The 12117-nt window shown below is 71.0% G+C and carries 12 protein-coding genes; 8 read left to right on the top strand and 4 right to left on the bottom strand.

Annotated features, from left to right (window positions below):
* Positions 1-75: 75 nt before the first annotated feature.
* From aroE to ABE505_RS00325, 3 genes are read left to right on the top strand one after another with little or no spacing between them, the layout of a single operon-like run.
* Positions 76-921 (top strand): shikimate dehydrogenase, encoded by an 846-nt coding sequence (gene aroE, locus ABE505_RS00335; RefSeq protein ID WP_346444731.1) that lies wholly within the window; start codon positions 76-78, stop codon positions 919-921.
* 12 nt (positions 922-933) lie between these two features.
* On the top strand, positions 934-1269 hold the full coding sequence (locus ABE505_RS00330) for a hypothetical protein (RefSeq protein WP_346444732.1): 336 nt from the start codon (positions 934-936) through the stop codon (positions 1267-1269).
* Positions 1270-1278: 9 nt separating this feature from the next.
* Entirely contained in the window at positions 1279-1533 is a 255-nt protein-coding gene (locus tag ABE505_RS00325; protein ID WP_346444734.1) for a YkgJ family cysteine cluster protein, read from the top strand.
* A 4-nt stretch (positions 1534-1537) separates the two neighbouring features.
* On the opposite strand, the gene ABE505_RS00320 is transcribed toward ABE505_RS00325, so the two are convergent.
* Positions 1538-3169: a Na+/H+ antiporter gene (locus ABE505_RS00320; RefSeq protein WP_346444736.1), complete on the bottom strand. Its 1632-nt coding sequence runs from the start codon at positions 3167-3169 to the stop codon at positions 1538-1540.
* A gap of 370 nt (positions 3170-3539) precedes the next feature.
* Here ABE505_RS00320 and ABE505_RS00315 point away from each other — a divergent pair, with 370 nt between their 5' ends.
* From ABE505_RS00315 to ABE505_RS00300, 4 genes are all read left to right on the top strand, one after another.
* The gene (locus ABE505_RS00315) at positions 3540-5564 is read left to right on the top strand and encodes a M3 family metallopeptidase (protein ID WP_346444738.1); all 2025 of its coding nucleotides are present in this window, start codon (positions 3540-3542) and stop codon (positions 5562-5564) included.
* Positions 5565-5660: 96 nt separating this feature from the next.
* A complete protein-coding gene (locus ABE505_RS00310) occupies positions 5661-6401 on the top strand; it encodes a hypothetical protein (RefSeq protein WP_346444739.1) in 741 nt (246 codons plus the stop codon).
* Positions 6402-6480: 79 nt separating this feature from the next.
* Entirely contained in the window at positions 6481-6855 is a 375-nt protein-coding gene (locus tag ABE505_RS00305; protein WP_346444741.1) for a hypothetical protein, read from the top strand.
* Between the two features lie 41 nt (positions 6856-6896).
* Complete coding sequence (locus ABE505_RS00300) at positions 6897-7397, top strand: hypothetical protein (protein ID WP_346444743.1); 501 nt, start codon at positions 6897-6899, stop codon at positions 7395-7397.
* Between the two features lie 119 nt (positions 7398-7516).
* Here the strand turns inward: ABE505_RS00300 and ABE505_RS00295 are convergent, their stop codons facing one another.
* A complete protein-coding gene (locus tag ABE505_RS00295; RefSeq protein WP_346444744.1) occupies positions 7517-7945 on the bottom strand; it encodes a PepSY domain-containing protein in 429 nt (142 codons plus the stop codon).
* Between the two features lie 267 nt (positions 7946-8212).
* Between ABE505_RS00295 and ABE505_RS00290 the strand changes: the two genes are divergently transcribed.
* Positions 8213-9598 (top strand): gluconate:H+ symporter, encoded by a 1386-nt coding sequence (locus tag ABE505_RS00290; RefSeq protein ID WP_346444746.1) that lies wholly within the window; start codon positions 8213-8215, stop codon positions 9596-9598.
* Between the two features lie 134 nt (positions 9599-9732).
* Here ABE505_RS00290 and ABE505_RS00285 read toward each other — a convergent pair whose 3' ends face one another.
* Together ABE505_RS00285 and ABE505_RS00280 are read right to left on the bottom strand one after the other, a co-directional pair.
* Positions 9733-10443 (bottom strand): aminotransferase class I/II-fold pyridoxal phosphate-dependent enzyme, encoded by a 711-nt coding sequence (locus ABE505_RS00285; protein WP_346444747.1) that lies wholly within the window; start codon positions 10441-10443, stop codon positions 9733-9735.
* A gap of 15 nt (positions 10444-10458) precedes the next feature.
* A complete protein-coding gene (locus tag ABE505_RS00280; RefSeq protein WP_346444749.1) occupies positions 10459-11895 on the bottom strand; it encodes a UdgX family uracil-DNA binding protein in 1437 nt (478 codons plus the stop codon).
* Positions 11896-12117: the final 222 nt, after the last annotated feature.

Genomic DNA, 12117 nt, shown 5'->3' with positions numbered 1-12117 from the left:
ACCCCCGTCAATGCCGATGGCATGCCCTAGACTCGTCGGGCGCCGGACCGGCGCGCTGCCTGCCCGAGTCGCCCGATGCCCAGCCCCCGCTACGCCGTGTTCGGCCATCCTGTCGCCCATTCGCTGTCGCCGCGGATCCATGCCGCGTTCGGGCAGCAGACCGGCATCGCGATCGACTACACCGCGATCGATGCCGCGCCTTCGGCCTTCGCCGAGGCGGTGACGGCCTTCGCGACATCGGGAGGCGCCGGCGCCAACGTCACGCTGCCGCTGAAAGAGGCGGCGTTCGCGCTGGCCGACACGCAGTCCGAACGCGCGCAACGCGTGGGCGCGGTCAATACGCTGGTGCGCCGCGGCGCGACCTGGCATGGCGACAACACCGACGGCGCGGGCCTGGTCCGCGACCTGACCGATCGCCACGGCCTCGACCTGCGCGGGCGCCGGACGTTGCTGATCGGCGCAGGCGGCGCGGCGCGCGGAGTCGCCGGGGCGCTGCTGGAGGCTGGCGTCGACGGCCTGACGATCGTCAACCGCACGCCCGAGCGCGCCGACGCCCTGGCCGATGCGCTCGGCGAGCCCGGGCGGGTGCATCCGCGCTATCTCGAACGCGTCGGCGAGTCGGGGGAGTTCGACCTGATCATCAACGCCACCTCCGCCGGACGCGACGGCAGCTTCCCGGCCTTGCCGCGCGCATTGGTGGGCATGCGCACCGCCGCGGTCGACCTCAATTACGGTGAAGCTTCGGTGCCATTCCTGGCCTGGGCGCGTGCCCACGGCGTGCGCGATGCGATCGACGGACTGGGCATGCTGGTCGAGCAGGCGGCCGAGAGCTTTTTGCTCTGGCACGGTGTGCGGCCGGAGACCGATCCGGTGTTCGCGGCGCTGCAGGCGCGCAACGTCGCGCTGGTCAGCGCGGACTAGAAGGCCACGACGATGGATGTCCATGCCCTGTTGATGTCGATGGTCCTGCAGTTGCCTGCGCGCGTGCCGCTGCTGATCGCGCTCGGTGTCGCGCTCGCACTGGTCCTGCGTCAACGCAACGTAGACCCACCGGCGGTGCGGCTGGCGGCCTGGGGGTTCGGCGTGATGTTGGCTGCCCAGTTGCTCGCGGCGGGCACCTATCCACTGGTGCAGGCCTATATCACCGTCGCCGCGCTGCCGTTCGCGGCGACGGGCCTGTTCTACGGCGTCGTCAGCGTCAGCCTGGCGATGATCGAGGCGACCGGCCTGATCCTGCTGGCCCTGGCGGTCGTACGCCGGCGCCGCTGACGCCGCGCCATGGAGTGTCGTCCGGCTTGCGCGGCGTGCTGCATCGCGCCGTCGATCACCTCGCCGATCCCAGGCATGCCCGACGGCAAGCCGGCCGGCGTGGCGTGCGTGCAGCTCGACGAGTCGCTGCGCTGCCGGCTGTTCGGCCGCCCCGAACGGCCTGCGTTCTGCAGCTCACTGCGCCCGGCCCAGGACATGTGTGGCGGGTCGCGGGACGCGGCGTTCGCACTGCTCGAGCATCTGGAGCGGGCGACCGCACCGTGAACCGTCAGCGGTAGCGTGCCTCGAGCAGGTCGAGGTCGCGGACCAGCCGGCGGGCGATCTCGTCGGAGATCCGCCGATGACGAGCGAGGCTGTAGATGCATTCGCGCTCGGCCGCGACGGCCGCGATGCGCAACGCGCGCTCGGCGTCGTCGGCGCGGCGCAGTTCCTCGGCATCGATACCGCCGCCGGCCTCGCGGCGCAGCCGGTCCTGGTACAGCGCCATGACCCGGACCGCGGCGCTGGCGTAGAGGTCGGGGTCGGATTTGGCGCCAGGCAGCGCATGCTGCGCGCGCTCCACGGCCGCCACCGCAGCGACCGCGCCCTCGTGTCGGGCCAGATCCATCTCGCGGTCGCCTTCGCCCTCGACCGGCGCGGTGAGCCCGCGCAGCAGCCGCGGCAGCACCAGGCTGCCGAGCAGCAGGGAGATCAGGATCACCGCCGCTGCCAGGAAGATCGCCAGGTCGCGCGCCGGGAACGGCGTGCCGTCATACAGCGCCAGCGGCAGCGTCAGCACGCCCGCCAGCGTGATCGCGCCTCTCACGCCGGCCAGCGACATCGCCGCCACCAACCGCCATTCGGGCCACTGCCGCCGCGCGCCGTTGCGCGACAGCGCGATGCGCAACGTCACCCACACCCAGGCAAAACGCAGCGCGAACAGGCCGGCGTAGATCGCCAGCACGTAGACCACCAGCCACCACGGGGTGACGTGGCCGGCCTCGCGCACCGTGCTCACCGCGCGGTCGACGATCCACGGCAACTGCTCGCCCAGCAGCACGAAGATGATGCCGTTGAGCGAGAACTGCACCGTGTCCCAGACCGCGGCACGCTGCACCCGGGTCGTCGCCAGGGCGCGGCCGCTGAGCTCGACATAGCTCATCGTGATGCCGGCCGCGACCGCAGCGAGGATGCCCGATGCGCCGATCTGCTCGGCCAGCAGGTAGGCGCCGAACGGGGTGAGCAGGCTGATCAGGATCGGCGTACCCGCCTCCTCGCCGAACACGCGCGAGACCAGCGCATGCCCGCGGTTGATCGCGATGGTCAACGCCGCGCCGACCGCGACGCCGGCCAGCGCCAGCCACAGGAAGGTCAGCGAGGCGGAGAGCAGCGAGAAGCCGCCAGTCAGCGCCGCCGCCACCGCGAAGCGGAAGCACACCAGGCCCGAGGCGTCGTTGAGCAGCGACTCGCCCTCCAGGATGTGCATCACGCGCGAGGGAATCGGCGCACGCGCGGCGATCGACGACACCGCGACCGGATCGGTCGGCGACAGGATCGCGGCCAGCGCGAACGCCACCGCCAGCGGCATCGCTGGGATCATCCAGTGGATCAGCAGGCCGGCGCCCAGCACCGTGAACACCACCAGCCCCAGCGCCAGCTGCAGGATCACGCCGCGGTCGCGGAACAGGCCGCTCTTGGGGATCCGCCAGCCATCGAGGAACAGCAGCGGGGGCAGGAAGAGCACGAAGAACAGATGCGGGTCGAGCGCGACGCCCCGCCCGAACACGCCGGCGATCGTCGCGCCCAGCGCGATCTGCACCACCGGCAGCGGCAGCGGCAGCCAGCGCTGCAGCACGCGGGTCAGGTAACCGCTCACGACGACGGCCAGCAGCATCACCAGGACGACTTCGATCGAATGCATGGGCGGTCGGCAGCACGCGGCGCAGGAGTCCACCACGATAACGCTGTCGGTCGATCACGGGGAGCGCATCGCGTGCGTGCCCGTGTCTCGATATAGCCCGCGTGCATGCACAGGCTGCGGGCAACCCGGCAGCTGGTTCGCTCAAGAACGCGCCTGCCTTGGAAAGTGTTAAAACGCGACTTCGGTGCGCCGCGGATCGTCGGCCGGACGCCACGCGTCCCGCTCGCCCGAACAGAGGTCAAAAACCGGGGTCAGAGTGCAAATTCGCCGCGCGTAAATGCACACTGACCCCCCCAAAGAAGCCGTCGACCACATCGCCCAACGCTGCGAGCCCCTAGAATCGAACGTCCCCACACCGCTGTGCCCGACGATGACCAATCCGCTGCTCGACTTCTCCGGCCTGCCCCATTTCGACGCGATCGCACCGGCACACGTGCAGCCGGCCATCGATGCGCTCGTCGCCGAGGCCGAGGCGGCGCTGGCGGTCGCGGGGCGGACCCAGCCGGTGGGCTGGGAGCAGGTCGTCGTCCCGCTCGAGGAGGCGACCGAACGGCTGGGGCGCGCCTGGAACCAGGTCTCGCATCTCAATGCCGTCGTCAACACGCCTGAGCTGCGCGCCGCCTACAACGCCGCGCTGCCGAAGGTCACCGCGTTCTTCAACGCCCTCGCCCAGGACGAGGCGCTGTATGCCCAGTACCGGCGCCTGTCCGACGAGGCCGATGCGCTCGGGCTCGAGCCGCTGCGCCGGCGGGTGATCGCTCATGCGCTGCGGGACTTCCGCCTCGGCGGTGCCGCGCTCGACGCCCAGGACAAGGCGCGGCTGGCGGCGGTCCGCCAGGAACTCGCCGCGCTGTCGGCGCAGTTCTCCGAACACGTGCTCGACGCGACCGACGCATTCTCGCTGCATGTCGACGATGTCGCGCGGCTCGCCGGCCTGCCTGAGGATGTCGTCGCCGCGGCGCGCGCGACCGCCGAGAAAGCCGGCCAGTCCGGCTGGACGCTCACGCTGCAGATGCCCTGCTACCTGCCGGTGCAGACCTATGCCGAGGATCGCGCGCTGCGCGAGACGCTGTACCGCGCCTACGGCCTGCGTGCGTCCGAAGCCGGGCCGGCGGCGCGCGACAACGGCCCGTTGATCGCCCGGATCCTGACGCTGCGCGCCGAGCAAGCCGCGTTGCTGGGCTTCGACGATTACGCCAGCCTGTCGCTGGCGACCAAGATGGCGGTTTCGCCGGGCGACGTGCTCGCCTTCCTGCGCGACCTCGCGGCGCGCGCCCGCCCGCATGCCCAGCGCGACCGCGATGCGCTCGAGGCGTTCGCGCGCGACACGCTGGGCCTGGACGCATTGCAGCCCTGGGATGTCGCCTTCGCCGCCGAACGGCTGCGCCAGGCGCGTTACGACTACTCGGCGCAGACGGTCAAGCAGTACTTCACGCAAGACCGCGTGCTTACCGGCCTGTTCGACCTGATCCACGCCCTCTACGGCCTGCGCGTCGCGCCCGACAGCGCCCCGGTCTGGCACCCGGACGTGCGCTTCTACCGGCTGGTCGATGGCGACGGCACGCTGGTCGGGCAGTTCTATCTCGACCTGTACGCGCGCGAAGGCAAGCGCGGCGGCGCGTGGATGGACGATGGCCGCAACCGCCGCGCAAGCGGCGATCGCGTGCAGACGCCCCTGGTCTACCTGGTATGCAACTTCGGCCGCGGCGCCGATGGGCGCCCGGCGACGTTCACCCACGGCGAGGTGACCACGCTGTTCCATGAGATGGGCCACGGCCTGCACCAGTTGCTGACCGCAGTCGGCGAGTTGCCGATCGCCGGCATCAACGGCGTGGAGTGGGACGCGGTGGAACTGCCGAGCCAGTTCATGGAGAACTTCTGCTGGGAATGGCCGCGCGTCGAAGCGATGACCGCGCACGTGGAGACCCGCGCGCCGCTGCCGCGCGAGTTGTTCGACCGCATGCTGGCCGCGCGCAACTTCCACAGCGGCCTGCAGACGCTGCGCCAGATCGAGTTCGCCCTGTTCGACATGCAATTGCACGCCGGCTTCGACCCTGCCCAGGACGACGCGCTGTCCTTGCTCGAGCGCGTGCGCGACGAGGTCGCGGTGCTGCGCACGCCGACCTGGCACCGGTTCCCGCACCAGTTCGCGCACATCTTCGCCGGCGGCTATGCGGCGGGCTACTACAGCTACAAATGGGCGGAAGTCCTCAGCGCCGACGCCTACGCCGCGTTCGAGGAAACTCCGGATCAGCTGGCGCAGACCGGTGCGCGGTTCCGCGACGAGATCCTGGCGCGCGGCGGCAGCCGCGATGCGGCCGACAACTTCCGCGCCTTCCGCGGCCGCGACCCCGATATCGCGGCGCTGCTGCGGCACAGCGGCATGGCCGCCTGAGCCCCACGCCGGACGGTCGCACCGACTTGCGCTCGCACTGCGCCACCGTCACGCGGCCGTGCGACCATGCGCGCGGTTGACCTCTGGATCGCCTCCATGCGCCTGCTCGTCCTGTTGTGCTCGCTCGCCATGCCCATCGTCGGCTGGCTGTCGCAGACCGGTGCATTCGGGCCCGACCAGGCCGCGGTGTCGGGACGCTACCCGACGCTGCTGGTCGCGGCGGGCTATGCGTTCTCGATCTGGGGCCTGATCTTTGTGCTCGACATCGCCTACGCCGCCTGGCAGGCGACCGGGGCGCGTCGTCACGATGCGCTGCTGGCACGCATCGCCCCGGTCGCCGCACTGGGGTTCGCGCTGACCACGATCTGGATGCCGTTGTTCTCGGCCGGTCAATTCATCGCCTGCGCGGCGGTGATCGTCGGCGCACTTGCTTGCCTGGCCTGGTGCGCGCTCCAGCTGTCGGACGGCAATGCCGCGCGCGGCCGGCGCATCGCCTGGTTGGCGTTGTCGCTGCACGCGGGTTGGTTGTCGCTGGCCGCCTTCCTCAACGTCGCGCAGACGATCGTGGCCTACCAATGGCTGTCGCCCTCGCGCATGCTCGGCTGGAGCCTGGCGTTGTGGGCGATTGCGGCGGCGCTGCTGCTCGCACTCAACGCCCGCATGCGCGGCAACCCGGCCTATGCGGCGGTCGCGCTGTGGGGCCTGTTCGCGGTGTGGATCAAGCAGACGGACTGGCCGCTGGCCGGGGCGACGACATCGGCTTGGGTGGCGCTGGGCATCGCGACGCTGCTGGTGATCCAGACCGTCGTGCTGCGGCTGCGCCAGCGCACCGCCTGACTGCGGTCTCAGGCGCCTGTTCACGCTCTGCAGGGGATCGGCGCGGCATCGTAGACGCCCCCGTTCCCAGGAGCCCGTCATGTCCTGCCGCCTGCTTGCCGCCGTGCTCGGCGTGGCGATCCTGCCTGCTGTCGCGACCGCGCAGGTCAGCACCAGTGCACTGGAGCCGGTGGGCGAACCGCCAGCGCTGTCGTCGCAGACAGGACGCCAGACCGGCGTGGTGACCTACGACCGCGCCGATGGCCAGCAGGTGATCATCCGCTCCTACGAGCCGCGTCCGGCGACGACGAGCCCCTACCGGGTCGATTTCGCCGCGCTCGATGCCGATGGCGACGGCTACATCAGCCGCGCCGAGGCGCTCGCCCACCCCACGCTGTCGGCCGAGTTCGACGCGGTGGACAGCAATCGCGACGGTCACCTCAGCCGCGAGGAACTCGCAGGCTGGCTGCGCTAGCCTAGTCGGCCGGCCGTCGTGGCCGGTACCGGAGACCAGGCGTGACCCATCCCGATCCGACCCACCGGGCCGAGCCCGTATCGCGTACGCCGATGTTGATCGGCGCGGTGTTCGTGCTGCTGGGCGGCATCTTCATCGGAGCGTTGAGCACGACGGTCATGCTGCGCACGAGCATCGGCTCGGCTGGCGACCTCAAGGCGCGCGAGGCAATCCGCCTGCAGGGGCTGCTGGTCGCCGACGACGGACGGCTGGACCCGGCGCAGACCGCCGAGCGCGCAACCGCCGCTTTCGCGCACAGCTTCGTGGTCAGCGCGGCGGCGCTCGATGCGGTCGCCTCGCTTGATGATCGCCAACGCATGCTCGACATCGCCCGGTGGCTGGTCGAGACCGACGCGCTGGCCGACCGACACGATGCCGTTTCTCGGTGGGCCCAGGCCGCGGCGCACTGCCTGGTCGCGACCCCCGAACAACCGCGCACTGCCGCCAACTGCGTCCGCGACGCGATGCCCAACGACGTGCCGCGTCCCGACCACGGCGACTGATCCGCATGACCGCGCGATGCGCGCCCGTCGTTGCCGTTCGCGCACGACGCCAGCTTTGCGGTTAGGAAAACGCCCGGCATGCGCCGGGCGTTGGTCGCACGTGCAACGTTGCGCAGCGATCAGTCGCGCGACTGGCTGATGACGCGTCCGTCCTGCGGATCGAGCCTGAGATCGACACGCTGGCCCTCGCGGGTATCGGCCTCGGCTTCCCACAGACCGTCGTCGAACTTCACGTCCTCGATCTTGGTGAAGCCGGCGGCGGTGAGCTTGGCGCGGATATCGGCCTCGCCCAGCGTCGTTGCGCCGGCATTGTCGGGATACACGCGACCGGTGGCCGGATCCAGGCGGACGTCGATCTTGCGCCCGTTGGCGTCCTTGACGTCGGCCTTCCACAGGCCGTCCTTGAACTCGAGATCGGTCACGTCGGTATAGCCGCCGTCGGTCAGCGCGGCGCGGACCTGGGCGCTGGTCATCGCGTCCTGCGCCAGGGCAGCACCGGCGGTCAGGGACAGGGCGAGCGCCAGGCCGCGGATCAGGGTCGTCTTCATCGAAAGGCTCCTGCGTAGGGGTCGGCCGAGTCTTCTTTGAGCTGCGCGAAGCAGCGGTGAACGACGGTCGCCGAGGGCGGGCGCGGTTCATCGACACGGCGGCGACCGAAACGGCCGCCGCATCGACGGGAGAGCGGATCGGGATGCACCGACATGAAGCCCTGGGCCGGGCTACACGCCCCCCCGCACCTTGCCGCCAGCGGCGAAACACGGGACGAACGGCAGGAGGACTATCCTCGCCGCCGGCCTCCACGCACCGCCGCCCTCATGACGTCGAGCGATATCCAAGTCCTCCTCATCGCCCTTGCCAGCGTCGTCGTGCTGGTGCTCCTGATCGTGGCGCGGCCCCGGCTCCATCCCCTGCTGGCGCTCCTGCTGGTGTCGTTCGGCGCGGGCCTGGCCACCGGCATGCCACTGGACGCCCTGGTGCATGCCGTGAGCAACGGTGCCGGCAAGACGCTCGGCGCCGTCGGCCTGGTGGTGGCGCTGGGCGCCATGCTGGGCAAGGTACTCGTGCAGGCGGGCGTGACGGACACGCTGGCCAATGCCATCCTGCGGCGTGCCTCGCCGCGCGTGCTGCCCTGGGCGATGGCAGGCGTGGCCTTCATCATCGGAATCCCGATGTTCTTCGAAGTCGGGCTGGTGATCCTGCTGCCGCTGATCTTCGGCGTGGCCCGCAAGCTCGAGTCGCACGGCGGGAATCGCGGTTCGGCCTATGTGTATGTGGGGGTGCCGGTGATCGCGGCGCTGGCCGCGATGCACGGCATGGTGCCGCCGCATCCCGGACCGCTGACCGCAATCGCCACCCTGGGCACCAGCGTGGGGGCGACCATGCTCTACGGCTTCATCGCCGCGATCCCGGCCATCGTCCTGGCGGGACCGGTCTACGGCATGTTCATCGCGCCGCGCATGTCGGTGCGGCCCGACGCCACCCTGCTCGATCACGAGGCCGCAGCCGCAGACGACACGGCGCCGGCGCGGCACGCACCGCCGGGACTGGGGCTTGGCATCGTCGTGGCGCTGGCACCCGCGCTGCTCATGCTGTGCCACGCAGTGGCGGAAGTGCTGCTCCCCGAGGGTTCGACCGTGCTGCACGTGGCGGCCTTCGTCGGCCATCCGATCGTCGCCATGCTGCTGGGCGTGGGGCTGGCCATGGTGGTCCTGCGGCCGGGCGCGCCTGCGGCAGTGCGCACAGCGCTGGGCGAGAGCGTCAAGCCGGTGGCCGGCGTGCTGCTGATCATCGCGGGCGGGGGTGCCTTCCAGCAGGTGCTGACCGATGCACGGGTCGGCGATGCGATCGTGCACATGAGTCAGCAGCTGGCCCTGTCGCCGCTGCTGCTGGGCTGGCTGATCGCGATGCTGCTGTCGGTCTCCACCGGCTCGGCCACCGTGGGCGTGGTCGGCGCGGCAGGGCTGCTGGCGCCGCTGGGCGCGGCCGAGCCTACGCTCAACCTGCCACTGCTGGCGCTGTCCATCGGCTGCGGCTCGCTGTTCTTCAACTATGCCAACCACGCGGGCTTCTGGTTGGTGAAGGAGTCCTTCGGCATGAGCATGGGCGAGGCGACGAAGACCATTTCGGTGGTGCAGTCGATCGTGTCGCTGGTCGGGCTGTGCATGGTGCTGCTGATGAATCTGCTGCCGCCGTTGGTCTGACACGACGCCACGACCGGTTGCGAGATCGCGCACGGACCGCGGTGAGGCCGAAACGATCGAACGGCCAAGCCGGAAGCTCCATTTTCCCTGAGCCGATTCGGCCTGTGTCGGTGGTGCGCCGAGCGGTTGAGAGATCAGAGCAAGAGCGTGTCGCGCAAACGCCGCAGCACCGGCTCGAGTGCGTCCACCGGCACCGACCCCAGTGCCAGCCGTAGCGCGTGCGGTGCATGACGGCCGGTCGCGTACGCCTCGGCCTTGGAGACGGCGATGCCGCGCTCGGCCAGCGCCTCGGTGGCGCCATCCATGCGCAGGTCCTCGGGCAGGCGCAGCCACAGGAACGGCGATGCAGGATGCGCGCGCACGTCGAGGCCGGCGAGCGCATCGGCCGCGATCGCCTGGCGTCGGTGCGCATCGTGGCGCAAGGCGATCTCCTGCTGCGCGACCGTGCCGTCGGCAATCCAGCGCGTCGCCATCGCGGTCACCAGACTCGGCAGGCTCCAGTGGCTGGCCCGGATCACGGCCTTGACCCGGACCGCGCAGGCTTGCGGCACGACGACGTAGCCGAAGCGCAGACCGCCGGCCAGGCTCTTGGACAGGCTGGCGATGTGGAACGTGCGTTCGGGCGCCAACGTCGCCAGCGCGACCGGTGCCGGGTCCGCAAGCCAGGCATAGGCCGCAGCGCGCGGCTGCGCGCACATGCCTGGGCCGAACATCGCGGCCGAACGATCGCGCACGACCACTGCGACATCCAACGCGAGGACGGCAAGGTCGTCGCGCGCATGGCCAGCAAGGTCATGACGCTGCGCGGCGAGCACGCCCAGGGCCGCTGAGGCGACCGCCCGCACGCGCCTGCGCCCAGATCAGGCCGCCGTCAGCAGGCGCAGGTCGTCGACGAATCCGGCATAGGCCTGGGCCTGCGCGACAGGATCGCCCTGGCGCAGCACCCACGACGGATGCACGGTGGCGAAGGCGCGCACGCCGTCCTCGCGTGTGCGCCACAGCCCGCGCTCCTCGGTCAGCCGCACGCCCGGCCCGAACACCGCGCGCGCGGCCGTCGCGCCCAGGCAGACGATACGCTCGGGCCGCACCTGCGCGATCTCGGCGCGCAGCCAACCGTTGCAGGCCTCGATGTGGGCGACATCAGGACGCCGATGCAGCCGCCGCTTGCCGCGCGGCTCGAACCGGAAATGCTTGACTGCATTGGTCAGGTAGAGCGAGCCGCGGTCGATGCCCAGCTCATCGAGCGCGCGCGAAAACACCCGCCCCGCGGGCCCGACGAACGGCCGGCCCGACAGATCCTCTTCGTCGCCCGGCTGCTCGCCGACGATCATCGTGCGGGCATCGCTCGGCCCTTCGCCGAACACCACCTGCGTCGCCGGTTGCCACAACGGACACCGCCGGCAGTCGCGCGCGGCCTCGCGCAGCGCGTCCACGCCATCGGGCGTGGGGGCGGGCGACGCGGGCACGGCCGGGATGCGCCGACGCGGCGCCTGATGTTCGCGCTCGGCCATCTCACGCACGCGCACGCCCGCCTCGCGCACCAGCCCCGGCAGCAATGCGGTCTCGGGCAGGTGCTTCCAGTACTTCTGCGGCATCTCGGCGCGCATCATCGTGGTGTTGAGCCGGGCCGGATTGAAGATGTTGGCGTAGTAGGTCCGCCACAGGTCTTCGCGCGCGTCCTCGGCCGGCGCATCGGCGCGCGTGCCGCCCGGCGCGAACGCCAACGTGCGGCCGTCCCACAGCGCGCTGCGGTATGGCGTCACGATCGCCCAGCGCATGCCGGCGAAGCGGCGCGCGAAGAACGGCGCGACCCGATCGACGATCCAGTGGTCGGGCTCGAACCAGGCGACGTATTCCTCGTCGGCGCCAGGGACGGCGCGGAAGCGCACGAAGGCCTTCATCTTGTGGGTATCACGGCGCACGGCCTGGGCCATCGTGCGTGCGCGGTGCACGTCGGGGTCGGCCGCGCGCAGCAGCAACGCGCGCTCGCCCTGCGCGATGCGCCAGAGCATGCGATAGAGCAGGCCGTGGCGGTCATCGGCGCGATGGCAGAGCACGGCATCGGCGAGACTCAGGAACTCGGACGGCACCCGCGGCGCGCTGTGTTGCGGCGGCAGCGCGGCGAGGTCGAGGCCGCCCAGCAACGATCCCTGCGCACCCCCGTTCCAGTCGAGCTGCTCGGGCGGCAGACCGGCGCGCAGCGCGGCACGCGCTGCGCTTCGCCAGGCACTGGCGTCCCAGGGCGGATCGACCGTCGCGGTCACGCGTGTGTGGCTGGACAACAACGTCGTCGTCATCGCGTTCTCGCCCGTACGCAGCGATGCGCTTGTTGCCTTCCACCGCTGGCGGGGGAAGGCCGGGATGGCGGCACACCCACGACACACTGCGATCGGTCCGAGCGCCCCCACCCAACCCTCCCCCGTACACGGGGGAGGGCGGCACAGGCGCGTTCGCCGCCGCGATGCGCTTGTCGCCTTCCCCCGCTGGCGGGGGAAGGCCGGGACGGGGGCACGCCCACG

Origin of the sequence: Luteimonas sp. TWI382 (genome assembly GCF_039674545.1) — a bacterium.
Lineage (GTDB): Bacteria > Pseudomonadota > Gammaproteobacteria > Xanthomonadales > Xanthomonadaceae > Luteimonas.
The sequence above is the reverse complement of the archived record's forward strand: the minus strand, read 5'-3'. Positions and strand labels throughout refer to the sequence as shown.

Bases quoted from the DNA above. Each gene is read 5' to 3' on its own strand.
- ABE505_RS00315 (WP_346444738.1), top strand. From the start codon at position 3,540: ATGACCAATCCGCTGCTCGACTTCTCCGGCCTGCCCCATTTCGACGCG.
- ABE505_RS00290 (WP_346444746.1), top strand. From the start codon at position 8,213: ATGACGTCGAGCGATATCCAAGTCCTCCTCATCGCCCTTGCCAGCGTC.
- ABE505_RS00330 (WP_346444732.1), top strand. From the start codon at position 934: ATGGATGTCCATGCCCTGTTGATGTCGATGGTCCTGCAGTTGCCTGCG.
- aroE (WP_346444731.1), top strand. From the start codon at position 76: ATGCCCAGCCCCCGCTACGCCGTGTTCGGCCATCCTGTCGCCCATTCG.
- ABE505_RS00325 (WP_346444734.1), top strand. From the start codon at position 1,279: ATGGAGTGTCGTCCGGCTTGCGCGGCGTGCTGCATCGCGCCGTCGATC.
- ABE505_RS00305 (WP_346444741.1), top strand. From the start codon at position 6,481: ATGTCCTGCCGCCTGCTTGCCGCCGTGCTCGGCGTGGCGATCCTGCCT.
- ABE505_RS00310 (WP_346444739.1), top strand. From the start codon at position 5,661: ATGCGCCTGCTCGTCCTGTTGTGCTCGCTCGCCATGCCCATCGTCGGC.
- ABE505_RS00280 (WP_346444749.1), bottom strand. From the start codon at position 11,895: ATGACGACGACGTTGTTGTCCAGCCACACACGCGTGACCGCGACGGTC.
- ABE505_RS00320 (WP_346444736.1), bottom strand. From the start codon at position 3,169: ATGCATTCGATCGAAGTCGTCCTGGTGATGCTGCTGGCCGTCGTCGTG.
- ABE505_RS00295 (WP_346444744.1), bottom strand. From the start codon at position 7,945: ATGAAGACGACCCTGATCCGCGGCCTGGCGCTCGCCCTGTCCCTGACC.